Source organism: Streptomyces sp. NPDC057623 (genome assembly GCF_042800355.1).
In the GTDB taxonomy this organism is placed as follows: domain Bacteria; phylum Actinomycetota; class Actinomycetes; order Streptomycetales; family Streptomycetaceae; genus Streptomyces.
This window is the reverse complement of sequence record NZ_JBHVGZ010000018.1, coordinates 98,584-124,057: the sequence shown is the minus strand read 5'-3', so window position 1 is coordinate 124,057 and position 25,474 is coordinate 98,584. Positions and strand designations below refer to the sequence as shown.

Annotated in this window: 19 protein-coding genes; 13 read left to right on the top strand and 6 right to left on the bottom strand. The window is 71.6% G+C overall.

Annotated elements, in window-relative coordinates; translation table 11 throughout:
- The first annotated feature begins 30 nt into the window (after positions 1-30).
- Complete coding sequence (locus tag ACFU95_RS20635) at positions 31-948, top strand: NAD(P)-dependent oxidoreductase (RefSeq protein ID WP_383829337.1); 918 nt, start codon at positions 31-33, stop codon at positions 946-948.
- Positions 949-971: 23 nt separating this feature from the next.
- On the opposite strand, the gene ACFU95_RS20630 is transcribed toward ACFU95_RS20635, so the two are convergent.
- A complete protein-coding gene (locus ACFU95_RS20630) occupies positions 972-1,754 on the bottom strand; it encodes a sulfite exporter TauE/SafE family protein (protein WP_383829334.1) in 783 nt (260 codons plus the stop codon).
- Between the two features lie 203 nt (positions 1,755-1,957).
- Here ACFU95_RS20630 and ACFU95_RS20625 point away from each other — a divergent pair, with 203 nt between their 5' ends.
- The 5 genes from ACFU95_RS20625 (at position 1,958) to ACFU95_RS20605 (ending at position 7,737) form a co-directional block, all read left to right on the top strand.
- The gene (locus ACFU95_RS20625; RefSeq protein WP_383829331.1) at positions 1,958-3,271 is read left to right on the top strand and encodes an NAD(P)/FAD-dependent oxidoreductase; all 1,314 of its coding nucleotides are present in this window, start codon (positions 1,958-1,960) and stop codon (positions 3,269-3,271) included.
- Positions 3,271-5,883, top strand: coding sequence for a nitrite reductase large subunit NirB (gene nirB / locus ACFU95_RS20620; RefSeq protein WP_383829328.1), 2,613 nt, complete (start codon positions 3,271-3,273; stop codon positions 5,881-5,883). Before ACFU95_RS20625 ends, nirB begins: the two co-directional genes overlap by 1 nt.
- Positions 5,880-6,230 (top strand): nitrite reductase small subunit NirD, encoded by a 351-nt coding sequence (nirD, locus tag ACFU95_RS20615; RefSeq protein ID WP_383829325.1) that lies wholly within the window; start codon positions 5,880-5,882, stop codon positions 6,228-6,230. Before nirB ends, nirD begins: the two co-directional genes overlap by 4 nt.
- A gap of 46 nt (positions 6,231-6,276) precedes the next feature.
- Positions 6,277-6,861 (top strand): TetR/AcrR family transcriptional regulator, encoded by a 585-nt coding sequence (locus ACFU95_RS20610; protein ID WP_383829322.1) that lies wholly within the window; start codon positions 6,277-6,279, stop codon positions 6,859-6,861.
- Positions 6,862-6,957: 96 nt separating this feature from the next.
- Entirely contained in the window at positions 6,958-7,737 is a 780-nt protein-coding gene (locus ACFU95_RS20605; protein WP_383829319.1) for an SDR family NAD(P)-dependent oxidoreductase, read from the top strand.
- 187 nt (positions 7,738-7,924) lie between these two features.
- Here ACFU95_RS20605 and cpt read toward each other — a convergent pair whose 3' ends face one another.
- The 3 genes from cpt to ACFU95_RS20590 are packed head-to-tail and all read right to left on the bottom strand — an operon-like array spanning position 7,925 to position 10,846.
- The gene (gene cpt, locus ACFU95_RS20600) at positions 7,925-8,458 is read right to left on the bottom strand and encodes a chloramphenicol phosphotransferase CPT (RefSeq protein WP_383829317.1); all 534 of its coding nucleotides are present in this window, start codon (positions 8,456-8,458) and stop codon (positions 7,925-7,927) included.
- Positions 8,459-8,510: 52 nt separating this feature from the next.
- Positions 8,511-10,244, bottom strand: coding sequence for a SulP family inorganic anion transporter (locus ACFU95_RS20595; protein ID WP_383829314.1), 1,734 nt, complete (start codon positions 10,242-10,244; stop codon positions 8,511-8,513).
- A complete protein-coding gene (locus tag ACFU95_RS20590; protein ID WP_383829312.1) occupies positions 10,241-10,846 on the bottom strand; it encodes a carbonic anhydrase in 606 nt (201 codons plus the stop codon). Before ACFU95_RS20590 ends, ACFU95_RS20595 begins: the two co-directional genes overlap by 4 nt.
- A 192-nt stretch (positions 10,847-11,038) precedes the next feature.
- On the opposite strand from ACFU95_RS20590, the gene ACFU95_RS20585 reads away from it, so the two are divergent.
- From ACFU95_RS20585 to ACFU95_RS20570, 4 genes are all read left to right on the top strand, one after another.
- The gene (locus ACFU95_RS20585; RefSeq protein ID WP_383829309.1) at positions 11,039-11,860 is read left to right on the top strand and encodes a winged helix-turn-helix domain-containing protein; all 822 of its coding nucleotides are present in this window, start codon (positions 11,039-11,041) and stop codon (positions 11,858-11,860) included.
- Positions 11,857-13,341, top strand: coding sequence for a sensor histidine kinase (locus ACFU95_RS20580; protein WP_383829306.1), 1,485 nt, complete (start codon positions 11,857-11,859; stop codon positions 13,339-13,341). Before ACFU95_RS20585 ends, ACFU95_RS20580 begins: the two co-directional genes overlap by 4 nt.
- 183 nt (positions 13,342-13,524) lie before the next feature.
- Positions 13,525-14,682, top strand: a complete 1,158-nt coding sequence (locus tag ACFU95_RS20575; protein WP_383829303.1) for an alkaline phosphatase PhoX — start codon at positions 13,525-13,527, stop codon at positions 14,680-14,682.
- An 82-nt stretch (positions 14,683-14,764) separates the two neighbouring features.
- Positions 14,765-15,235, top strand: coding sequence for an excalibur calcium-binding domain-containing protein (locus ACFU95_RS20570; protein WP_383829300.1), 471 nt, complete (start codon positions 14,765-14,767; stop codon positions 15,233-15,235).
- 159 nt (positions 15,236-15,394) lie between these two features.
- Here ACFU95_RS20570 and ppdK read toward each other — a convergent pair whose 3' ends face one another.
- A complete protein-coding gene (gene ppdK, locus ACFU95_RS20565) occupies positions 15,395-18,115 on the bottom strand; it encodes a pyruvate, phosphate dikinase (RefSeq protein ID WP_383829297.1) in 2,721 nt (906 codons plus the stop codon).
- 453 nt (positions 18,116-18,568) lie between these two features.
- Positions 18,569-19,804: an ROK family protein gene (locus ACFU95_RS20560; RefSeq protein WP_383829294.1), complete on the bottom strand. Its 1,236-nt coding sequence runs from the start codon at positions 19,802-19,804 to the stop codon at positions 18,569-18,571.
- A gap of 120 nt (positions 19,805-19,924) precedes the next feature.
- On the opposite strand from ACFU95_RS20560, the gene ACFU95_RS20555 reads away from it, so the two are divergent.
- From ACFU95_RS20555 to ACFU95_RS20545, 3 genes are all read left to right on the top strand, one after another.
- Entirely contained in the window at positions 19,925-21,391 is a 1,467-nt protein-coding gene (locus ACFU95_RS20555) for a trehalase family glycosidase (RefSeq protein WP_383829291.1), read from the top strand.
- Positions 21,388-23,325, top strand: a complete 1,938-nt coding sequence (locus tag ACFU95_RS20550) for a glycogen debranching N-terminal domain-containing protein (protein ID WP_383829288.1) — start codon at positions 21,388-21,390, stop codon at positions 23,323-23,325. Before ACFU95_RS20555 ends, ACFU95_RS20550 begins: the two co-directional genes overlap by 4 nt.
- Before the next feature lie 175 nt (positions 23,326-23,500).
- Positions 23,501-25,318, top strand: coding sequence for a CDP-alcohol phosphatidyltransferase (locus ACFU95_RS20545; RefSeq protein ID WP_383829285.1), 1,818 nt, complete (start codon positions 23,501-23,503; stop codon positions 25,316-25,318).
- Positions 25,319-25,474 lie beyond the last annotated feature (156 nt).

Below are 25,474 nucleotides of genomic sequence, written 5' to 3'. Positions count from 1 at the left end.
GAGCGTTCCCCTGCGACGAGCCTAAACGCCATGACTGACAACGCACTTGCCGCTACGACGCCCGCCTCGACCCAGCCCTCCGCCCCGACCCCGTTGACCCTCCTCGGCACCGGCGCCATGGGCACCGCCCTGGCCCGTGCCTGGCTCGCCGCCGGGCACCCGCTCACCGTGTGGAACCGCACGCCCGGCCGCGCCGAACCGCTGGCCGCCGAAGGCGCGACCGTCGCCGCGAGCGCCGCCGAGGCGGTGGCCGCGAGCCGGCTGGTCGTCGTCTGTCTGCTCGACGACGCCTCGGTCGGCGAAGCCCTCGACGGCGTCGGCCTGTCCGGCCGTGACCTGGTGAACCTGACCACCGGCACCCCCGCCCAGGGCCGCGCCCGCGCCGCCTGGGCCGAGGCGCGCGGCGCCCGTTTCCTGGACGCCGGGATCATGGCCGTACCGCCGATGGTCGGGGACCCGGCGTCGGGGGCGTACGTCCTCTACAGCGGCTCGCCCGCTCTCTTCGAGGAGCACGGCGAGACCCTCGCCGTGCCGGCCGCCACCCGCTATGTCGGCGCGGACCCGGGCTTCGCGGCGCTGCACGACGTGGCGCTGCTGAGCGGGATGACCGGCATGTTCGCGGGCGTGCTGCACGCCTTCGCGCTGATCCGCCGGGAGGACATCGCCCCGAAGGACTTCGCGCCCCTGCTGGCGGAGTGGCTCGGCGCGATGGCGCCCCTCGTGCACAAGACCGCCGACCAGTTGCAGAGCGGCGACTACGGCAGGGACGTCGTCTCCAACCTCGCGATGCAGGTCGCGGGCAACGGCACGCTGCTGGCCACGGCCGAGGAGCAGGGCGTGAGCCCTGAGCTGCTGACGCCGTACATGGCCCTCCTGGACCGGTGGCTCGCCGCGGGGCACGGCGAGGAGGACACCGCCGGGGCGGTCGAGCTGCTCGGCCCGGCCTGACGGGTGACGCGTCGCGGCCGGCCCTAGCCCACCCACTGCTCGTACGCCAGCTTCGCCACCAGTGCGAACACCACCGTCAGCAGCACCACCCGGACGAATTCGCTGCCCTTCTTCAGCGCCGTGCGCGCCCCCAGCATGCCGCCCGCCAGGTTGAACACGGCCATCACGGCGGCCAGCTGCCACAGGACCGTGCCCTGCCAGGCGAAGGTGGCGAGCGCCCCGGCGTTGGTGCAGCAGTTGACGATCTTGGCGGTGGCGGAGGCGGTGACGAGGTCGAGGTGGAGGACGGCGGTGAGGGTGAGGACCAGGAAGGTTCCGGTGCCGGGGCCGATCAGGCCGTCGTAGAAGCCGATGCCCAGGCCGGCCAGGCCGATCGCGGCGAGGATCCGGCGCGGGGAGGCCGGGCCGGTCGCGGGGGCGGTGCCGAAGGCGGGGCGCAGGATCACGAAGGCGGCCACGGCGAGCAGCACCACCATGATCACGGGCTTCAGCACCTCGGTGCTCATGCCGGCCGCGAAGAAGGCGCCGCCGGAGGAGCCCGCGAGTGCCGCCAGGCCGATGCGCACGGCGAGGCGCACGTCCACGGGTGCCTTGCGGGCGTACGTCACGGCGGCGCCCGTCGTGCCTACGATCGCGACCGCCTTGTTGGTGCCGAGCGCGTACGCGGCCGGGGTGTTCACCGGGAGGCCGAGCAGCAGGGCCGGGAGCAGCAGCAGGCCGCCGCCGCCCACCACGGCGTCGATCCAGCCGGCCACCAGGGCCGCGAGGCACAGGACGACGACCATGGTCAGCGATATGTCGGGCATGATCGCGACCCTAGGCAGTGCATACGTGCGCCGTCCATGTACATGAGGAGCATCTGAGGTTCGGCCGCGCCCGGCCTCACAGCCCGCCCGCACCGTGCCCGCCGAACCCTCACACCCGCCCCTCGCGCTCGCTGAGGGCAGCGTTCCTCGCGGGAAACAGATGCGATGCGGTCGGGAAACACCGGCACCGCACGCTCGATGCCATGACCTCGAATACGCGTGTGGTGGTGATCGGCGCCGGCCTCGCGGGCGTACGACTCGCCCGGCGGCTCGGCGAGCTCGGCACGCCCGTGACGCTCGTCGGCGACGAGGAGCACCGCCCGTACAACCGGGTGCTGCTCGCCGAGGTGCTGGCCGGCCGCTACAGCCCCGAGGTGATCGCCCTCCCGGCGCCCGCGGAGCTGACCCGCGGCCGGGTCACCGGCATCGACCGCGAGGCGCGGGCCGTACACCTCGCGGACGGGTCGGAGATCGCATACGACACGCTCGTCCTGGCCACCGGCTCGAACCCGGTACTGCCGCCGCTGCGCGGGCTGTTCACGGACATGTACCTCGCATCGGCACACCGGCCGACCGATCCGACCGGTCTTTCCGGCCGGGGGTCCGGGGGTCGCCCCCCGGGAAGGCACAGCACCCCCGACCACGTGCTGCCGGAGGGCGTCCACGCCTTCCGGACGATGGACGACTGCCTGGGCCTGTCCAAGGCGGTCCGGCCGGGTGTGCGGGCCGTGGTGATCGGCGGCGGGCTCCTCGGGGTCTCCGCGGCCCGGGCGCTCGCGATGCGCGGCGCGCAGGTCGTGCTCGCCCAGCAGTCCGAGCGGCTGATGGAGCGCCAGCTCGACCCGGCCGCCTCGAAGCTGGTCCGGCGCCATCTCGGCGACCTCGGTGTCGAGGTGCACACCGACCTGCGGGTGCGGGACGTGCGCTGCGTCGGCGGTGCGGTCCGCTCGGTGGAGATGGCCGACGGATACGCGCTCGACGCCGACATCGTGGTCCTGGCGTGCGGCGTCCGCCCGCGCGCCGGTCTCGCCCAGGCCGCGGGACTGGAGGTACGCAAGGGGATCGTCGTCGACGACGAGCTCCGTACCTCCGACCCGCACATCCGGGCCGTCGGCGACTGCGCGCAGCACGACGGCACGGTGTACGGGCTGGCCGCGCCCGCGCTCGAACAGGCCGACGTCCTGGCCGAGCTGCTCGCGGCGGACGCCGGTGACGCCGGCGCCCGCTACACCGGCACCCGGGCGCTGACCCGGCTGACGCTGGCCGGTGAGGGCTTCTTCGACCTCGCCGTGTTCGGCGAGACGGAGGCCCTGCCCGGCGACGACGTCGTCCAGCTCACGGACGCCACCCGCGGCACCTACCGCAAGGTCGTCGTCCGCGACGACCGCCTGGTCGGCGGGGTTCTCGTCGGCGAACTCGGCACCGTCGGCGCGCTCGCCCGCGCCTGGGAGGGAGCAGAGCCGCTCCCCGACGACGGCCCGCTGCTCCACCTGCTCACCAACGATGGAGGCTCCTGATGACCGCCACCCCGGAGGCCACGGAGGCCACCCCCACGATCGTGCTCGTCGGCCACGGCATGGTCGGCCAGCGCTTCCTCGAAGCGCTCGCCCAGCGCGGCCTGACCGCCACGCACCGCGTGGTCGTGCTGTGTGAGGAGCCGCGTCCGGCGTACGACCGCGTCGCCCTCACCTCGTACTTCTCGGGCAAGACGCCCGAGGACCTGTCGATGACGGACATGGAGTTCATCGAGACGCACGGCATCGAGCTGTACGTCGGTGACCCGGCCGTCTCCGTCGACCGCGAGGCGAAGAAGGTCACCGCCCGGTCCGGCGAGGTCTTCCAGTACGAGACCCTCGTCCTCGCCACCGGCTCGTACCCGTTCGTGCCGCCGGTCCCCAACAAGGACGCCGAGGGCTGCTTCGTCTACCGCACGATCGAGGACCTCCTCGCCATCGAGGAGTACGCGAAGACCCGCACGACCGGTGCCGTGGTCGGCGGCGGTCTGCTCGGTCTGGAGGCGGCCGGCGCTCTGAAGGGGCTCGGACTCACCTCCCACATCGTGGAGTTCGCGCCGCGGCTGATGCCGGTGCAGGTCGACGACGGCGGCGGCGCGGCCCTGCTGCGCACCATCGAGGACATGGGCCTCAGCGTCCACACGGGCGTGGGCACGCAGGAGATCGTCGTCGACGAGGCCGGTGCCGTCACCGGCATGAAGCTCTCCGACGGCTCCGAACTCGCCACCGACATGGTGGTGTTCTCCGCCGGTGTCCGCCCCCGCGACCAGCTGGCCCGCGACTGCGGTCTGACGGTCGGCGAGCGCGGCGGCATCACCGTCGACGAGCAGTGCCGTACGGTCGCCGACCCGCACGTGTTCGCGATCGGCGAGTGCGCGCTGGCCTCCGACGGCCGGGTGTACGGCCTGGTCGCCCCGGGTTACGAGCAGGCCGAGACGGCCGCCGCGACCATCGCCGCCGACGAGAGCGAGCAGTTGACGTTCACCGGCGCCGACCTGTCCACCAAGCTGAAGCTGCTCGGCGTGGACGTGGCGTCCTTCGGTGACGCGCACGGCACCGCCGAGGACTGCCTGGACGTCGTCTACTCCGACTCCCGCGCGGGCCTGTACAAGAAGCTGATCATCGGCCGGGACGGCACGCTGCTCGGCGGCATCCTGGTCGGCGACGCGGAGGCGTACGGCACGCTGAAGGCGTTCACCGGTTCGGTCCCGCCGGTCTCCCCCGAGTCCCTCGTCCTGCCCGCCGGCGCCGGGGCGCCCGCCCAGCTCGGCCCGTCCGCGCTGCCGGACGAGGCGATCATCTGCTCCTGCAACAACGTCACCAAGGGCACGATCCGCGGCGCGGTCACCGACCACAAGTGCACGACCGTGCCCGAGGTGAAGAAGTGCACCAAGGCCGGTACGACCTGCGGCAGTTGCGTCAAGGTGCTGGGCCAGCTGGTCGACGCCGAGCTGGAGGCGTCCGGCGTCGAGGTCGACAAGGGCCTGTGCGGCTGCTTCTCGCAGACCCGCGAGGAGCTGTACGAGATCGTCCTCGCCCTGCGCATCAACACCTACCAGGACCTGCTGGACCGCTACGGCCGGGACGGCGCCAAGGGCGGCGACGGCTGCGAGATCTGCAAGCCGGCGGTCGGCTCGATCATCGCCTCGCTCGCCCCGACGATCGGCGCGAGCGGCTACGTCCTGGAAGGCGAGCAGGCCTCCCTCCAGGACAGCAACGACCACTTCCTGGCCAACCTCCAGAAGAACGGCTCGTACTCGGTCGTCCCGCGCATCCCCGGCGGTGAGATCACCCCCGAGGGGCTGATCGTGATCGGCGAGATCGCCCGCGACTTCGGCCTCTACACGAAGATCACGGGTGGTCAGCGGATCGACATGTTCGGCGCCCGCGTCGAGCAGCTCCCGCTGATCTGGACCCGGTTGGTGGACGCCGGCTTCGAGTCCGGCCACGCCTACGGCAAGTCCCTGCGCACGGTGAAGTCCTGCGTCGGCCAGACCTGGTGCCGCTACGGCGTCCAGGACTCCGTCCGGATGGCGATCGACCTGGAGCTGCGCTACCGGGGCCTGCGCTCCCCGCACAAGCTCAAGTCGGCGGTGTCGGGCTGCGCCCGCGAGTGCGCCGAGGCCCAGTCGAAGGACTTCGGCGTCATCGCCACCTCGGGCGGCTGGAACCTGTACGTCGGCGGCAACGGCGGCGCGACCCCGCGCCACGCGGACCTCCTGGCCCAGGACCTGTCGGACGCCGAACTGATCAAGCTGATCGACCGTTTCCTGATGTTCTACATCCGCACCGCCGACCGCCTGGAGCGCACCTCGACCTGGCTGGAGCGCATCCCCGGCGGCCTGGACCACGTCCGTGACGTGGTCGTGGAGGACTCCCTCGGCATCTGCGAGGAACTGGAGTCCCTGATGACGGCCCACGTGGCGCACTACGCCGACGAGTGGGCGACCACCATCAACGACCCCGAGAAGCTCGCCCGGTTCGTGTCCTTCGTGAACGCCCCGGACACCCCCGACCCGGTCGTCGGCTTCGTCCCCGAGCGCGACCAGATCAAGCCCGACCTGCCGCTGCTGACCATCGGCCAGCGCCCCCTGGAAGGAAGCGCCCAGCGATGACCCTGGCACCCGAGACGACCGACCTGAAGATCGAAGTCCAGCTGGAGAACGGCTGGTTCACGGTCTGCGAGCTGGCCCGGCTGCTCCCCGGCCGCGGCGTGGCGGCCCTGCTGCCCGACGGCCGTCAGGCCGCCCTGTTCCGCGACCGCTCCGGCAAGTTGTACGCCATCGACAACCGCGACCCCTTCGGCGGCGCGGCGGTCCTCTCCCGCGGTCTGACCGGCACCCACCAGGGACGTCCGTTCGTCGCCTCGCCACTGCTGAAGCAGCGGTTCGACCTGGAGTCCGGGGTGTGCCTGGACGATGAGTCGGTGCGGGTGGCCACGTACGAGGTGCGTGCCGCGTAAGAGGGTTTCTTGACCGAGCGTTCTTATTGGATCTAGGCTGCTGAGCGTGGCCAGGACCAAGGAGTTCGATCCCGAGGCCGCGCTGCAGGCAGCTCTGGAGCTGTTCTGGCGGCGCGGCTACGAGGCGACGTCGATGTCCGACCTCGTCGAACACCTCGGCATCGGCCGGGCCAGCCTCTACGCCACGTTCGGCAACAAGCACGAGCTGTACCTCAAGGCACTGGAGCGCTACGCCCGGGCAGGGCTCCCGCCGATCGTGCGGGAGCTGTCCCGGCCGGGGCCCGCGCTGCCGGCCGTACGGTCCGTCGTGCGGCGGTACGCGAGCGAGGCCGCCGACGGGCAACTGCGCCTGAGCGGCTGCCTGGTCACCAACACGGCGACGGAGCTCGCCCCGCACGACCCGGCGGCGGCGCGGTGGGTGGAGCGCAACTGGGACCAGCTGGAGACCGTGCTGCACGCGGCGCTGGTGCGCGCGCGGGCGCAGGGCGAACTGCCCGCGGACCGCGATCCGCTCACCCTCGCGCGCATGCTGCTGGTGCTGCTGCAGGGCCTGCGCGTGGTCGGCAAGGCGTCCTCGGACCCCGCGCGGGTACGGGACGCGGCGGAGCAGGCGCTGGCACTGCTGGACTGACTCACACCTGGGCACCTCGGGCGAGGTGCCTTTTTCTTTGCCTCAATACTGGATCGATCGGTCAAGAAACAGACCGGTCAAGAATCAGGGGAGATCATGACCACCGCACTGAACCGCACCCGCTTCACCGGCCGGACCGCCCTGGTCACCGGCGCCGGATCCGGCATCGGACGGACGACGGCGCTCGCGCTGGCCGCCGAGGGCGCGAACGTCGTCGTGGCCGGCCGCGGGCGCGGGCCGCTCGACGAGACGGTGGCCCTGATCGAGGAGGCGGGCGGCAAGGCGCTGGCGGTCACCGCCGATGTCTCACGCGCCGCCGACATCCAGGCGGCCGTGGCCGCGACCGTGGACCACTTCGGCTCGCTCGACGTGGCCGTGAACAACGCGGGCGTCTTCCGCGGCGGCGCCCCCTTGGCCGACCTCTCCGAGGAGGACTGGCACACCCAGCTCGGCATCAACGTCACCGGGGTGTTCCTCGCCCTCCAGGCCGAGGTCCGCCGGATGCGTACCCAGCCGACCGGCGGCGCGATCGTGAACATCGCCTCCACCTTCGGCGTCCACACCCGCCACCCGGGCGCCGCCGCGTACGCCGCCACCAAGGCCGCGGTATCCGTCCTCACCAGGGGCGCCGCCCTCGACCACATCCGCGACGGCGTCCGCATCAACGCGGTCAGCCCCGGCGCCGTGGCCACCCCCATGTCGCTGCGCCCCGGCGAGCAGGAGGCGGACCGCGCCGAGCGCGCCCGGGCCACGCTCCCCCTCGGCCGCGTCTCGACCACGCAGGAGGTGGCCGCGGCGGTCCTCTACCTGGCCTCGGACGACGCCATGTCGGTGGTGGGCACGGACCTGGTGGTGGACAGCGGGGCCACGGCCTGAGCGCACAGGCCGCCGGGCGGGTGACGAGCCTCCCGGCCAGGGGCCGCTTCACGCCCACCGCGCAGCACGGCAGAGGGCATCGTCGGGGGGCCTCGTCGGCGGCGATGAGGACCTCGGGCGCCAAGAGGTCGGTCAATCAGGCCGACCTGCGGCGCCAGATCCTCGACGGCGAGGTCACGGTCCGCGATCAGCCGACGTGGGCGGCGATGGTCCGCGCGCACAGCAGGGACTCGGAGTGTGTGGTGTCCACCTCCAGGTCGTAGCGCACGCCCTCGTGCACCAGGTCCGCCTGCGCGGCGGCCATGCCCCGGGCCCGGTCCCCCCGCGCGATCTCACGTCCCGCGGCGACCGCGCTCTCACACCTGACGCCGACCCACAGCACGTCCAGATCGCCGAGATGCCCGCGCCACCGCCGCTGGGACGCCGCTCCGCCGAGGAAGACGTCGTCGATGACGATCCTGGCGCCGGCGCGGGCCATCGCCACGACGCCCTCCGTCCAGGCCGCCTGGAGCCGCATGAAGTCCGCCCCGACGCTCACCCCGCCGTCCGCGGCGAACGTGATCCCCCCGTCCGACCCCTGTGTCTTCGCGGGCAGCGCCTCGACGAACGAGTCACACCCGAACGTCAGCCACAGGTCGGGCAGCACGGCCTGCAGACACCGCACGATTCCCGACTTCCCCGAGCTGGAACCGCCGTTGAGGATGATCATCCGAGTCGTCATCGCGTCACAGTAGGGCGCCGCCCGCGCGGCGTGCAGCGGATTACGGCACCGCTCAGCCCACGAGCCGTGGGTGCTCCGCGTAGTCGTCGGCGCCGTCGGGCAGCGGCCGCGTGTCCAGGTAGAACCACTCGGCGTCCGGGCCGGGAGCCGGTGCCGGGGCCGAGGGCGGCAGCGGCGCAGGCGTCGGCCCGGTCGCCGTGGGAGCCGGCTTCGCCGGGCCCGGCATCAGCAGTTCCACGCGCAGCCCCAGCCCCCGCTGCTGCGCCGTGAACTCCTCCACCTGGTTGCGGCAGGCATGGTCCAGATGGGTGACGCCGGTCAGGTCGAGGCGGATACGGGGCCTGCCCGAGGCCGCGGCGGCCTCCAGGGCCTCGATGACCTGCGGCAGGCGCAGGAACGTCGCGTTGCCGGCCATGACGACCTTCGCGGTGTCGTCCTCGACGTGCTGCCGGATCACCGTCTGCGACATGCGCAGGGCGGCGAGCACGATGCCGGCCGCGAGGCCGATGAGCACGCCTTCCAGCAGGGCGGTCGCGACGATGACCAGCGTCGTCACCGTCATCACCACGAATTCGCCGCGGTCCTGACGCCACATCTTCGGGAACTCCGCCGGCGCGAACAGCTTCCAGCCGCTGTGCACGAGGACGCCCGCGAGCACCGAGATCGGGATCAGTGCCAGGACCTGCGGCAGCAGCAGTGCGAAGGCCAGCAGCCACAGGCCGTGCAGGGTGCGGGAGAGACGGGTCTTCGCGCCGGCCTGGACGTTCGCCGAACTGCGGGCCACGACCGCCGTGATCGGGAGGGCGCCGAGGACGCCCGCGACCGTGTTTCCGGCGCCCTGGGCGATGAGTTCGGTGTTGTAGCGGGTGCGGGGGCCGCTGTGCATACGGTCCACGGCGGCCGCGGTGAACAGGCTCTCCGCCGAGGCGATCACCGTGAAGGTGAGGATGGAGGTGAGGATCGCGGGCTCCGCGAGACCCGCGAACTGCTCGGCCCCCGGCACCCGCACCGACGCCGGCAGATTGCCGACCTGGAGTGTCTTCACGTCCACGCCGGGCAGCGCGGCGACCGCGATGCCGATGCCGACCGCGACCAGCGCGGCCGGGATCTTCTTCGCCGGGCCCGGCGCCTTCTTCCACACGAAGCTCAGCACGATCGTGACGATGCCGAGCAGTGTGGCGATCATCGCCTGCGGGTCGGTGAGGACGTCGGCGACCAGGCCCGGGATGCCTGCCATGTTCTCGATCGGGACGCCCGGGGCCTTGGCGTCGGCCATCGGGTATGCCTGGCTGAACATCAGCGGCAGCCCGATGCCGGCCAGCATCCCCTGCACCACCGCGAGGGAGATCGCCTGGAACAGCCGGCCGAGGCGTACGACGCCGAGGACGATCTGGAGGATGCCCGAGAACAGGACGATCACGCCGAGCATCGCCACACCGTGCTCCAGCACCGTCTCCGCGACCAGCGCGGCGAGCCCGGCGGCCGGCCCGCTGACCTGGAGCGTGCTGCCCCGGACCGCGCCGACGACCAGACCGCCGATCACCCCGGAGATGATCCCCAGCTCGGCGGGGACCCCGGAGGCCACGGCCACGCCGATGCACAGGGGCAGGGCGACGAGGAAGACCACGAGGGACGCGGTGATCTCGTTGGCGAGGTCGGGCCTCCCACCCCCGGCCCGCGCCGCCTTCCCACCCCCCGCCTGCGGCGGCTGGGCGGCATCCCCGCTCCTCGGCGTGCCCACCTTCGTACGCCCCGGCCCGCGCCCGCGCGCATGCGCCCCGCTCATCCGGTGTGCACCCGGAACAGCCCGTCGCCCTCCAGCTCGTGCACCTGCCCGGTGTCGACCTCGTAGTACCAGCCGTGCAGCCGCAACCGCCCCCCGTCCAGCCGCTGCCGCACCACCGGGTAGGTCCGCAGTACGGCCAGCTGGTTGACGACGTTGCCCTGGGCCACGTCGGGCAGGGACGGGTCGTCGGAGGCGGTCGTGAGGACCGGCACCAGTTCGGGGCGGGCCAGTCGCAGCCACGCGTCCACGCCCGGCAGCGAGGACAGGTCGTCGCCCGACTTCAGCGCGCTCATCGCCCCGCAGTGTGAGTGACCGCACACGATGATGTCCTGAACCCCGAGCACCTCCAGTGCGTACTCGATGGTGGCGGCCTCCCCGGACACGCCGGGACTGCCGTACGGCGGCACGATATTTCCCGCGTTGCGCAGCTCGAATATCTCTCCGGGCCGCGCTCCGGTAATCAGTGCGGGTATGACCCGCGAGTCCGAGCAAGTAATGAAGAGCGCCTCGGGATATTGCCCCTCGGCCAGTTTGCGGTATTCACCGCTCTCGAAATCGACCCGCCGCTTGAACGAACGGGCACGGTCCAGCAACGCCTTCAACGGTGGCTCCTCGGTGGGGAGTTCGGCCAGTTCACAGCACCGTAGGGGAGTCCACGCCAGCGGAAGGTTAAGTAAAGGCCAGAGCGCGTCCAGTAATTGGACATTCTTTGTCGCAATGCCCCGCAAGCGCTTGTTTCTTGTAGCGTGCTGACGTCAGGGCAGAGAATGCAAATTTACCGAGAGACAGGACGCATGGGCATACGAGTGCTGCTCATCGAGGACGACGAGACGATCGCCGAACCGCTCGCCGAGGGCCTGGGGCACTTCGGGCTGACGGTGGATCACGTGACCACCGGAGCCGAGGGGCTGAGACGGCCGTACGGCGATGTCGTCCTGCTCGACCTCGGGTTGCCGGACATGGACGGCATCGACGTGTGCCGGGGCATCCGGCAGGTCTCGGACGTGCCGGTCATCATCCTGAGTGCGCGGGGTGAGGAGGCCGACCGGGTGCTGGGGCTCGAACTGGGCGCGGACGACTATCTGGCGAAGCCGTTCAGCGTGCGGGAGCTGGTGGCGCGGGTGCGGGCCGTGACCCGGCGAACCCAGCGCACGGAGGCGGTACCGGATCCGGCGGGCACGGCACCGATCACGTCGTACGAGGCCACGCCGCCACCCTCGTACGAGGCCGCGCCGCCCCCTTCGTACGAGGCCGAGCCACCCTCGCCGTACGAGGACACCGCCCCCCAGCCCACGTACGCCGCCCCCGGCCCCCTCGTCGTCGACCGCCGCACCCGTCAGGTCTGGGTCGGCGAGATCCCCGTCACCCTCACCCCGAAGGAGTTCGAGCTGCTGGCGCTGCTCACCGAGGACCCCGGTGCGGTCTACTCCCGTCAGCAGATCCTGGACCGGGTGTGGGACCCGCACTACGAGGGCCCGACCAAGACGCTGGACGTCCATGTCGCCTCGCTGCGGCGGAAGTTGGGCCACGCGGGGTGGATCCAGACGTTGCGCGGGGTCGGCTTCCGGCTGGCGGTGCAGACCGAACCGGGCGGGCAGCAGGTGTCCTCGCCGTGACCCGCCGGCTGCTGCTGAGCTACCTCTCGCTCGCCGCCCTGGTGCTGCTCTGCCTGGAGGTCCCGCTGGGCTTCGTCTACTCGCGCAGCGAGCGGGAGCGGGTGGTGGGCGCGGCGAAGGACGAGGCCGAATCGGTGTCGGCGTACGCCTCGCTGTCCCTCAGTACGGGCCGTGCCGAGCGGGACCTGCCGCGCCGGGTGGCGCACTGCGCCGAGCGGATCGGCGGGAAGGTGGTCGTCGTGGACGCCTCGGGCACCCTGCTCGCCGCCTCGCATCCGATGGCCGCCATCATGTCGGCCGACCTCGCCTCCCGCCCCGGCATCGCGGCCGCCCTCCGGGGCACCTCCACGGTGGATGTCCGTACGTCGACCATCGGTGGCGTCGAGTACCTGTCGGTCGCCGGGCCGGTCCAGCGTGACGGGCGGCTCCAGGGTGCCGTATGGCTGACGCTGCCGACGCGGACGGTGCACGAACGCGTCCATCACGTCTGGCTGTTGCTGGCCGTCGGCGGGCTCGGGGTCCTCACGGCGGTCGCTCTGATCGGGTTCGCCATCGCCTACTGGGCCGGCCGGCCGATCCGTGAACTGGAGCGGGCCACCCATGAGTTGGCGGACGGCGGCCGGGCGACGCCCGTGTCGATGACGAAGGGGCCCCCGGAGGTTCGCCGGCTGGCCGCCGCGTTCAACCGCACGGCGGCCCGGCTCGCCCATCTCCTCGACTCCCAGCGCGCGTTCGCGGGCGAGGCGTCCCACCAGCTGAAGACGCCGCTCGCAGCGCTACGGCTGAGGCTGGAGAACCTGGAGCCGAACGTCTGCGACCGCGGCCTGGGCAGCCTCACCGCAGCCGTGACCGAGACGGACCGGCTCGCGCGGATGGTCGAGGGGCTGTTGGCGATGGCCCGTCTGGAGGAGGACTCCGCGACGCCCGCGCCGGTCGACGTGGGCGCGATCTGCGCGGAACGGCACCGCACCTGGCTGCCGCTCTTCGAGCGGCGCAGGGTCTCCCTGGTGCTGTTCGCGGGGAGCGTGGGGCCGGTTCTCTCGGTGCCGGGCGGAGTCGAGCAGGTCGTGGACAACCTGCTCTCCAACGCGCTGCGCGCCTCCCCGCCCGACAGCACCGTGACCATCGAACTGCGGCTCCACGTACCGGCGCGCCGTGCCCTGCGCGACGCCCGCCCCGCCTGGGTCGACCTGCACATCGCCGACGAGGGCCCCGGCATGACCGCGGACCAGCGCGCCCGGGCCTTCGACCGCTTCTGGCGCGCGCCCGGCGCCCCCAAGGGCGGTACGGGGCTGGGCCTGTCGCTGGTCCAGCGCCTCGCGCACGCGAGCGGCGGCGAGGCGAGCCTGCACGCCTCGGCGGCGGGCGGGCTGGACGCGGTGATCCGGCTGCCGTCGGCGGAGCCGCCGCGCGAGGCGCACGGACCGGGCGTCGACCGGCCGGGGCAGCGGAAGCGGGGGGTGCCGGTGTTGCGGGTGTGAGCGGCGAGTGGGAGCTTCGGGTGGGCGCATGAGGCACCCACAGGCAGCTCTCAGGTACGCCGTCCGGCGGTCACCGACTGGCCACGGTCCGTCCACCCGGCTCCCCTAGGTTCCATGCCGCCCCCCACGCACGACCCCGTCGTCGACCGGCGACGGGGCGGTACGGCACCTCTTGGAGTGAGAGTGGAACGTCGTAGCCTTCTGCGTGCGGCCGTCCTCGGCGGCTCGACCACCGTGTTCGGCGGAACCCTGTGGCGCGGCGCCGCGTACGCGGCCCCGGCCCAGCCCGGCACCGGCCCCTACGGGGCACTGGGCTCCCCCGACGCCAACGGCATCAGACTCCCGAGCGGCTTCACCAGCCGCGTCATCGCCCGCTCCGGCCAGACGGTCTCCGGAACGTCGTACACCTGGCACAACGCCCCTGACGGCGGCGCCTGTTACGCCGACGGCAGCGGCTGGATCTACGTCTCCAACTCCGAGATCAACCCCTCCGGCGGCGCGAGCGCGGTGAAGTTCTCGTCGGCCGGCGCGATCACGGGCGCGTACCGCATCCTCTCCGCCACCCGGCAGAACTGCGCGGGCGGCAAGACCCCGTGGAACACCTGGCTGTCCTGCGAGGAGGTGTCCCTCGGCTACGTCTACGAGACCGACCCGTGGGGCGTGAACACGGCGACCCGCCGCGACGCGATGGGCCGCTTCAAGCACGAGGCGGCGGCCGCCGACCCGGTGCGCCAGGTGATCTACCTGACCGAGGACGAGACCAACGGCCGCTTCTACCGCTTCGTACCGAACACCTGGGGCAACCTCTCCTCCGGAACCCTCCAGGTCATGGTCGCGGGCAGTGCCACCTCGGGCTCCTTCACCTGGGCGAACGTCCCCGACCCGGACGGCTCCCCGACCGCCACCCGCTCCCAGGTCTCGGGCTCCAAGTCCTTCAACGGCGGCGAGGGCTGCCACTACGCCGACGACACGGTGTGGTTCACGACCAAGGGCGACAACCGCGTCTGGCAGCTCAACCTGACGTCGAACACCTACGAGTTGGCGTACGACGACTCCCTCGTCAACGGCACGGCCCCGCTCACCGGCGTCGACAACATCACCGGCACGTCCTCCGGCGACCTGTTCGTCGCCGAGGACGGCGGCAACATGGAGATCTGCGTCATCACCCCGGACGACGTCGTCGCCTCGTTCCTGCGCGTCGACGGCCAGTCGGGGTCGGAGATCACGGGCCCGGCCTTCTCCCCGGACGGCTCCCGTCTGTACTTCTCCAGCCAGCGGGGGACGACGGGTAGCTCGTCGGGCGGCATCACGTACGAGGTGACGGGCCCCTTCCGCGCCTGACGGTCACAAAAAAGCCACACCTCCCCCACATTCAGTCACAGGGCATTACGGTCATCCCCTCACGCACCAGTGGGGGGATGACATGACCAGTCCGTACACCACGGCACCCATGCCGCAGCCGCCGTTCCGCCCGGCCCCGAAGTGGGCCCGCAAACGCTACGTACTGCCCGCGCTCGCCCTGGCCTTCTTCCTGGGCATCGGCGCCGGCGGCGCGTCCGGCGAGGGCTCGAAGGACACCGAGGCGACAGCCAAGGCGGCATCGCCGCAGCCCACGGTCACCGTCACCACGACCATGACGGCCCCGGCGAAGGACCCGGAGCCGGCGCCGACCGTGACGGCCACCAAGACGGTCAAGGTCACCAAGACGGTCACCGCCACTCCCGCCCCGGACACCGGCTCCGTCTCCGACGACGACGGCTCGTCCAGCGGCGACGTCTACTACGCCAACTGCACCGAGGCCCGCGCGGCCGGCGCGGCCCCGGTCCACCGAGGCGAGCCCGGCTACGCCTCCCACCTGGACCGGGATGGCGACGGGGTGGGTTGCGACAGCTGACGCAGCGCACCCGCCACGGAACAGGTGAGGGCGGCATCCCCGCACAGGATGCCGCCCTCTTTGGTGCACCGGAGTCGCCACCCATCGGTCTTGAGGGTCGGGGACAGGCGACGACTCCGGAGATTCAGTGGCCGTAGGCCTTGTCGGTGGCCGTGAGACCTACCGGTGGTCGCTGCCCACCGACTCCGAAGCCGCGCGGCCCGCTTCGAGGCGTGCCACCGGGATCCGGAACGGCGAGCAGGAGACGTAGTCGAGGCCGACCTCGTGGAAGAAGTGGACCGACTCGGGGTCGCCGCCGTGTTCGCCGCAGACGCCGAGCTTCAGGTCCGGCCGGGTCTCGCGGCCCGCCTTCGCGGCGGCGGCGACCAGGGAGCCCACGCCGTCCTTGTCGATCGTCTCGAACGGGGAGACACCGAAGATGCCCTTCTCCAGGTACGCGGTGAAGAACGAGGCCTCCACGTCGTCCCGGCTGAAGCCCCACACCGTCTGGGTGAGGTCGTTCGTGCCGAAGGAGAAGAACTCCGCCGCCTCGGCGATCTGGCCGGCGGTGAGGGCGGCACGCGGCAGCTCGATCATGGTGCCGATCGACAGCTTGAGCTTCACACCGGTGGCCGCCTCGACCTCCGCGACGACCTGGTCGGCCTCCTCGCGGACGATCTCCAGCTCCTGGACCGTGCCGACGAGCGGGATCATGATCTCGGCGCGCGGGTCGCCCTTGGCGTTCTTGCGCTCGGCGGCCGCTTCCGCGATCGCGCGGACCTGCATGGTGAACAGGCCGGGGATGACCAGGCCCAGGCGTACGCCTCGCAGGCCCAGCATCGGGTTCTGCTCGTGCAGCCGGTGTACGGCCTGGAGCAGGCGGAGCTCGTTCTCGTGCGGCTCCTGGCGGGACTCGGCGAGGGCCACGCGCACCGACAGCTCGGTGATGTCCGGCAGGAACTCGTGCAGCGGCGGGTCGAGGAGACGGATCGTCACCGGCAGGCCGTCCATCGCCGAGAACAGCTCGACGAAGTCCTTCTTCTGGAGCGGGAGCAGCTCCTTCAGGGACTCCTCGCGCTCGGCCTCCGTGTCGGCCAGGATGAGGCGCTCGACCAGCTCGCGGCGGTCGCCGAGGAACATGTGCTCGGTGCGGCACAGGCCGATGCCCTGGGCGCCGAAGCGACGGGCGCGCAGCGCGTCCTCGGCGTTGTCCGCGTTGGCGCGCACCCGCAGGCGCCGCTTGCGGTCGGCGAACGCCATGATGCGGTGGACGGCCTCGACCAGCTCGTCGGCGTCCTGGGCACCGGCGTGCATCCGGCCCTCGAAGTACTCCACGACGGGAGAGGGGACCACCGGGACCTCGCCCAGGTAGACCTTGCCGGACGAGCCGTCGATCGAGATGACGTCGCCCTCCTCCACCACGTGCCCGCCGGGGACGGTCATACGGCGCCGCTTGGTGTCGACCTCGAGCTCCTCCGCGCCGCACACGCACGTCTTGCCCATGCCGCGCGCCACGACGGCCGCGTGGGACGTCTTGCCGCCGCGCGACGTCAGGATGCCCTCCGCCGCGATCATGCCGTCGAGGTCGTCCGGGTTGGTCTCCCGGCGGACCAGGATGACCTTCTCACCCGAGCGCGACCACTTCACCGCGGTGTACGAGTCGAAGACCGCCTTGCCGACCGCCGCACCCGGCGACGCCGCGATGCCCCGGCCGACCTGCTCGACCTTGGCCTCCTCGTCGAACTTCGGGAACATCAGCTGCGCGAGCTGTGCGCCGTTGACGCGCTGGAGCGCCTCGGCCTCGTCGATGAGGCCCTGGTCCACGAGCTGGGTCGCGATCCGGAAGGCGGCGCCCGCCGTGCGCTTGCCGACGCGGGTCTGGAGCATCCACAGCTGACCGCGCTCGATGGTGAACTCGATGTCGCAGAGGTCCTTGTAGTGGTTCTCCAGCGTCTCCATGATCTGCATCAGCTGGTCGTACGACTTCTTGTCGATCGACTCCAGCTCCGCGAGCGGGACGGTGTTGCGGATGCCAGCGACGACGTCCTCGCCCTGGGCGTTCTGGAGGTAGTCGCCGTAGACGCCCTGGTGGCCGGAGGCGGGGTCGCGGGTGAAGGCGACGCCCGTGCCGGAGTCGGGGCCCAGGTTGCCGAAGACCATCGAACAGACGTTGACCGCGGTGCCCAGGTCGCCGGGGATGCGCTCCTGGCGGCGGTAGAGCTTGGCGCGGTCGGTGTTCCAGGAGTTGAAGACCGCCTCGATGGCGAGGTCCATCTGCTCGCGCGGGTCCTGCGGGAAGTCCCGGCCGGCCTCCTTCTTGACGATCTTCTTGAAGGCGGTGACCAGCTTCTTGAGGTCGGCGGCCTCCAGGTCGGTGTCGACCGTGACCTTCTTGGCCTCCTTGGCCTTGTCGAGGGCTTCCTCGAAGAGCTCGCCGTCGACGCCGAGGACGGTCTTGCCGAACATCTGGATGAGGCGGCGGTAGGAGTCCCACGCGAACCGCTCGTCGCCTGCCTGGTCGGCGAGGCCCTTCACGGACTTGTCGGAGAGCCCGATGTTGAGGACCGTGTCCATCATGCCGGGCATGGAGAACTTGGCGCCGGAACGGACGGAGACCAGAAGGGGGTTGTCGGCCTGGCCGAGCTTCTTGCCCATCTTCGTCTCAAGGGCGTCGAGGTGCGCACTCACCTCGTCACGCAGTGCCGCCGGCTCCTCGCCGCTGTCGAGGTAGACCTTGCAGGCTTCCGTCGTGATCGTGAACCCGGGGGGAACGGGAAGGCCCAGGTTGGTCATCTCGGCGAGGTTGGCGCCCTTGCCACCCAGGAGGTCCTTGAGGTCCTTGTTTCCCTCGGTGAAGTCGTAAACGAACTTCGCTACGTGGGGATCTTTGTTTTCCGACACGGTCTCGACTCCCTCGAGGACGCGGTGGCTGCCCTGACGGCGAGGAACATACCCAGATCGAAGGCGTCTGGGTACGTCTACTCACGCGTCATACGCCTGTAACCACCCGTCCGCCAGTGGATCGAAAGTCAAAGCTTGGCAAGCGGTGACGGGCGGATGTTTTCACTTCTTGAACGCGAGAGGGTCCATAAGTGCGGTTTCCCGCTCATGTGAGCGCCCATCGCGCACGTCTGATTTCGATCGATGAACGATCAAGGGGTGGCACTCGGTGCCACCCCTTGGAGAAGTGCAGCCGCTCAAGATCCGCTCATCTGAGCGCAACCCTTATCAGAGGTGGCGAGAATCACGCTGCCACAGAGGATCGGATTTCACCATGCGGACGTGCCTCCGGGACGGAAACGCGCCCGTCACACACCGATCCGGACGGCTGTCGCACACCGCCCCCGACGGCCGTCACACACCCAGCGCGACCAGGCGTTCTTCCACCCGCTCCGGCGCGTACAGATGCTCCACGACCAGCGCCCCGGCCCCCACCAACCCGGCCCGCTCCCCCAGCCGCGAGGTGACGACCTCCAGATGAGCGGTGGAGCGCGGCAGCGCCCGTTGGTACAGCAGCTCCCGCACACCGGTGACGAAGGGCGTCCCGGCCAGATCCCCGGCGATCATCAGCACCCCGGGGTTGAGCAGCGTCACCACGGTCACCAGCACGTCCCCGACCTGCCGCCCGGCCTCCCGCGCCAACGCGGCCGCCCCCGGATCCCCGGCCGCCAGCAGATCCCGCACATCCGCCCCGGAGGCCGCGGGCGCCCCCGCCTCGGCCAGCCGCCGGGCCACGGCACCGCCACTGGCGACGGCGGCCAGACAGCCGTACGAACCGCACCGGCACAGCGCGTCGGCGCCCACCCGGATGTGCCCGATGTCCCCCGCACCCCCGTCGATGCCCCGGTACAGGGAGCCGTCCACGACGACCCCCGCACCGATACCGGTCGACACCTTCACCAGCACGAACGCCGAGCACTGCGGATATCCGGTGCGCTGTTCGCCGTACGCCATCAGGTTGGCGTCGTTGTCGACGAGGACCGGCACCGGCGCGACCCCCGTCTGCTCACCGAAGGCCCTGGCCAGCCGCCCTCTTATGTCATAGCCGTCCCAGCCGGGCATGATCGGCGGCTGGACCACCCGGCCGGTCTCGATGTCCACCGGCCCCGGCACCGCGAGCCCGATGCCGCCCACCTCGCCGGCCCGGCGCCCGGCCTTCTCCAGCAGCTCGGCGAACCAGCGCCCCAGCTCGCCCAGCACGGCGTCCGGCCCGTCCTCGACGACCAGCGTGCCGCTGTGCTCGGCGAGGATGTCGCCGGTCAGGGACAGTACGGCGGCACGCGCGTGCCGGGTGTCCAGGTCGGCGGCGAGGACGACGGCGTGCTCGCCGTCGAACTCCAGGGTGATGGAGGGCCGCCCGCCCAGCGGGGAGTCCACGGGCCCCCCGGCACCCTCGCGCAGCCATCCCGCCCGGAAGAGCCGGTCGAGGCGCTGGCCGACGGTCGCGCGGGAGAGGCCGGTGGCCTGCTGGAGGGCGCCGCGTGTGACGGCCCGTCCGCTGCGCACGAGTTCGAGCAGATCGCCGGCGCCGGCCGGGCCGACCCCCCTGGTCGTCCTGCCCGTCCGCCGCTGCCTCTGCCACCCGGTCATGCGCACCCCCTTGTGTTCCTCAACCCTGCATTACATATTGAGTTTTGCGTGTTAAATAGACGTAACCCTACGGTAGCCATGACCGAACCGGTCGGCCGAACGTCTTTCGGGGAGCCCCGAGTGGATCGCACTGCCCAACTCACCGCCCGTACCGCGGAGCGTGACATCGCATACGATCCGCCTCCTGAGGCAGGTTCGCTGCACGTCAGGGCCGCCCGAGTGCTGGAGGCCAACTGGACCGGCGCCTCCACCGTCCCCTCCCGCAGCCTGTATCCGCACCAGTGGTCCTGGGACTCGGCGTTCATCGCGATCGGCCTCAGGCACCTCTCGCCGTTACGGGCGCAGACGGAGCTGGAGACCCTGCTCGACGCCCAGTGGGGCGACGGCCGGGTCCCGCACATCGTCTTCAACCCCTCGGTCCCCCTGGACGCCTACTTCCCGAGCCCCGACTTCTGGCGCTCCTCGACCGCGGGCCGCGCCGCGGGCGCCCCGCGCACCGTACAGACCTCCGGCATCGTGCAGCCACCGGTGCACGCGCTGGCCGCCTGGCTGGTGCACCGCGCCGACCCGGGACTGTCCCGGGCGCGCGGCTTCCTCACCCGGATGTATCCCCGCCTGGCCGCCTGGCACCGCTATCTGCTGCGCCGCCGGGACCTGGGCGGCGGCGGCCTCGCGTCGGTCGTGCACCCCTGGGAACAGGGCATGGACAACAGCCCCTGCTGGGACGCCCCGCTGGCCCGCGTCACCCCGGCCCCGACCCGTTCCTTCCGCCGCGCCGACCTCGACCACGGGGCGCCCGAGGACCGCCCGACCGACCTGGACTACGGACGCTACGTACGCCTGGCGACGGACTACCGGGACGGCGGTTACGCCGACGGCGGCATCGAGGGAGCACCCCGCAGGACCTCGGCCGACCGCACCGGCGACGGCGGGAGGCGGACGGACGCCTTCGCCGTCGAGGACCCGTCCTTCAACGCCCTGCTCATCGCCTCCGAGCACGCGCTCGCCCGGATCGCCGGCGAACTGGGCGCGACCGGCACGGCCCGCCACGCACGCGCGGAACGGCTGACGGCGGCGCTGATCGAGCGGCTCTGGGACCCGGCGGAGGGCATGTTCTTCTGCCGCGACGTACGGAGCGGCGGGCTCATCCACGAGCGCGGCGTCTCGGGCCTGATCCCCCTGCTCCTGCCCGGCCTGCCGCGGGACATCGCCGCAGCCCTGGTCCGCACGACGACGTCCGAGCACTTCGGCCTCGGCACCTCGACCCGGCTCGCGCCGAGTTACGACCTGCTCGGCGAGTCCTTCGACCCGCACCGCTACTGGCGCGGCCCGGCCTGGTTCAACACCAACTGGCTGCTGGAGCGGGGCCTGCGGACACAAGGGGAGCACCGACGCGCCGACGCCCTGCGCGAGGCGGTGCTGGACATCGCGCAGAGCTCGGACTTCGCCGAGTACGTGGACCCGTACACCGGCGCGGCCTGCGGCGCGACCGGCTTCAGCTGGACCGCCGCGCTCTCGCTCGACCTGCTGCACAGCCCGACCGGAGCCACTGTGGTCAACGAACTCAAGGGAGGAAACCGGGGATGACGGACCGGCATCATCTGCTCGTGTACGGAGGCACGTTCGCGGCCGTGGGTGACGGCGGGGACATCAGCGGCGTACGGGCCGCCGGCTCCCCGGAGGGACTGTTCGTACGCGACGCCCGTCACCTGAGCCGCTGGCAGCTCACCGTGGACGGAGCGGTACCCGAGACCCTGACCCCGGTCGCCGACGGAGACACGGCCCGCTGCGTGCTGGTCCCCCGCGGCGGCCGCAACGAACCACCGGCCTACACCCTCTTCCGCGAACAGGCGGTGGGCGACAGCTCGTTCATCGAGACCCTCCGCGTCACCAGCAACCGCCCCGTCCCCACGACGATCCACCTCGCGGTCACGGCCGACGCCGACTTCACGGACCAGTTCGAACTGCGCTCCGACCACCGCACCTACGCCAAGACCGGCGCCACCCGCTCCCGCCAGGTCCTCGACCACGGAGTGGAGTTCACCTACCAGCGCGGCGAATGGCGCTCCCTCACGACCGTGACGTGCGACCCCGCCCCGGACGGCGTGGAGGAAACCGGCACCGGCGCCCGTCGCCTGATCTGGACGCTGACCCTGCCCCCGCACGGCACGACGGAGCTGACCCTCCGCGTGATGGCCCGCCCGCACGGCGACAAACGAGCACTGCGCGTGCCGCGCTCCCCCTCGGCCATCACCCACCAACTCCTGTCCCTGGAAGGCGAGTTCGTGGAGGGGGTGGCCTTCCCGACCGGCTGGCCCGAACTGGCCGCCGCCTGCGCCCGCGGCCTCGCCGACCTGGCCGCGCTCCAGGTCCCGGCGACCGGCCCCGACGGCGAGGAACTGCGCGTCCCCGCGGCCGGCGCCCCGTGGTTCCTGACCCTCCTCGGCCGAGACGCCCTCCTCACCTCCCTCTTCGCCCTCCCCTACCGCCCCCAGCTGGCCGCCACCACCCTCCCCGCCCTGGCCGCGACCCAGGCGACGGAGACCGGCGTCGACTCCGTCTCCCAGCCCGGCAAGATCGTGCACGAGGTACGGCACGGCGAGCTGGCGCACTTCGGCCAGGTGCCGTACGCCCGCTACTACGGCTCGGTGGACGCGACCCCGCTCTTCCTGATCCTCCTGGGCGCGTACGTGGAGCAGACGGACGACAGGGCCCTGGCCCGCCGCCTCGAACCCCACGCCCGCGCGGCGATCGGCTGGATGCTGGACCACGGCGGCCTGACCTCCCGTGGCTACCTGGTCTACCGGGCCGACCAGGGCGGCCTGGCCAACCAGAACTGGAAGGACTCCCCCGGCGCGATCTGCTCGGCCGACGGCACCCGCCCCGGCGGCGCGGTGACGGCGGCGGGCGCCCAGGGCTACGCGTACGACGCCCTGCGCCGCACGGCGTGGCTGGCCCGCACGGTATGGCAGGACGAGACCTACGCGGCCCTCCTGGAGCAGGCGGCGAGCGATCTCCGGGACCGCTTCCAGCAGGACTTCTGGATGCCGGAGCACTCCTTCCCGGCCCTGGCCCTCGCCGGCGACGGCCACCAGGTGGACGCACTCGCCTCGGACGCCGGCCACCTGCTCTGGTCCGGCCTCCTGGACAAGGAGTACGGAGAGGCGGTGGGGCGCCGCCTCCTCGAACCGGACTTCTTCTCCGGCTGGGGCGTACGAACCCTGGCCGCCGGCCAACCGGCCTACCACCCCCTCTCCTACCACCGAGGCTCGGTCTGGCCGCACGACAACGCGCTGATCACCCTGGGCCTGGCCCGCTACGGCCTGCACGACGAGGCCCGCACGGTCGCCCACGCCCTGGTGAGCGCGGCGACGACAACCGGCCACCGCCTGCCCGAGGTCCTGGCGGGCTACGGCCGCGACACCCACGCGGAGCCGGTGCCGTACCCACACGCGTGCGTCCGCGAATCCCGCTCGGCGGCAGCGCCGTTGGCCCTGCTGACGGCGGTGGGCGGGGCGTAGACGGGCCGCCGCGGGCCAGTTGGCCCGGCGTTTGCCGGGTGTTTGCCGAGCGCTGGGGCGCAGTGGCTGAACAGCTGCCGACGGCGGCCCGTACGAGGGTGTGGCGGGCCCCCAGCCTCCCCAGCGAGGCCCGCCGCACCACTCCACCAGGGGCCTCGCACGGAAGGACCTTCGGGTGCCCGTCTTCACGCGCCTACGCCAACTACCGGGCAAAGACCCAGACTTGCCCAACGGGGCACCTGCCGAGAAGGCAACGCCGGAAACAGCACCGACAGCCGAGCCGACGACCGAGGGGGCCGTCCCGGCGGCCGGACAACCCGCGGCCGCCGAAGGCGAAGCCGGGGCCGAGGCCGGGCGACGACGACCCACCACCCCCTACCTCCGCTGGACCCTCACAGCCCTGGCCGCCGTCCTCATCCACATCTGCCTGCAGATGCCGAACACCCCGGACACCCTCACACCCGCCGAGTTCATACGCCTCCCCGCAGAGGCCATCATCGGAGCCGCCCTCCTCCTCAGCCTCCCCCGCCGCCCCCGCCTGATCGTCGCGGCGATCTCCGGCGCCTTCCTGGGCGCGCTGACCACCCTCAACATCCTCGACATCGGCTACAACGAATACCTGGGCCGCGGCTTCAACATCATCCTGGACTGGGAACTCCTCGACGACGCCCGGTCGTACATGAAGGACTCCCTGGGCGGCACGACCACCACCCTCCTCACCATCGGCGTCATCCTCCTGGTCGTCCTCCTGATAGTCCTCGTCGCCCTCGCCACCGTCCGCATCGCCGACGTCCTGGCCCACCACAAGGCAACCGCGTCCAAGGGCGCCCTCGTCGCAGGCACCGTCTGGATCACCTGCACGGCCTTCGGGCTCCAGGTCGCAGGCACACCGATCGCCGCCGAACACACCGCCGCCGTCCTCAAGCTCCGGGCACACCGCGCGGTGAACACCCTCCGCGACGAGGCGGAGTTCGCGAAGGAAACGAAGGCGGACACGTTCGGCGACACGCCCCCCGCCCAACTGGTCCCGCACCTACGCGGCAAGGACGTCCTGTTCACCTTCATCGAGAGCTACGGCCGCAGCGCACTACAGGATCCGGAGATCGCCCCCGGCGTCACAAGCACCCTCGACACCGGCACCAAGGCCCTCGCGGACGCCGGCTTCCACGCCAGGAGCGGCTGGCTCACCTCGGCGACGTTCGGCGGCAGCAGCTGGCTGGGCCATTCCACCACCCTCTCCGGCCTGTGGATCGACAACCAGCAGCGCTACCGCACCGTCATGGCCGGCGACCACCTCAGCCTCACCAAGGCCTTCCAGAAGACGGGCGACTGGGACACGGTCGGTGTGATGCCCGGTGTGCAAAAGGGCTGGCCGGAACAGGAGTACTTCGGCCTGGACAAGGTCTACAACGCCTTCCGACTCGGCTACAGGGGACCGAAGTTCAGCTGGTCGACCATGCCCGACCAGTACGCCCTCGAAGCCTTCCAGCGCCAGGTCCACGGCAGGAAGCGCGACAAGCCCCTGATGGCGGAGATCATCCTGACCTCCAGTCACCAACCCTGGGCCCCCATCCCCAAGATGGTCGACTGGAACGACCTCGGCGACGGCTCGGTCTTCGGGCCCATCCAGAAGTCCGGCACGAAGCCGTCGGACATCATCTCCGACTCCACCCGTTCCAAGCAGGAGTACGGCAAGTCGATCTCGTACTCCGTCACCAGTCTCACCCAATGGCTGGAGCGCTACGGCACCGACGACACGGTCCTCGTCTTCCTCGGCGACCACCAGCCGATCTCCCGCGTCAGCGGCGCCAAGGCGAGCCGGGACGTCCCGATCTCGATCGTCGCCAAGGACCCGAAGGTGCTGGACCGGATCGCCGACTGGAACTGGACCGACGGCCTGCGGCCCGCCCCCAAGGCCCCCGTCTGGAAGATGAGCTCCTTCCGAGACCGCTTCCTGACGGCCTACGGCTCAACCCCCCACCCCTCGAACTGACCCCGACTCCCTCGCCCCCGCCGCCCCTACCCGTCCCATCCCCAGGGGGCGGCCGCCCCCTGGACCCCCATCGGCCTGAACGGCCTCGTCCTCAAACGCCGGACGGGCTGAGGATGCCTGGCCCGACGTCGAAGAGTGGCCGTACACCCCGCACCC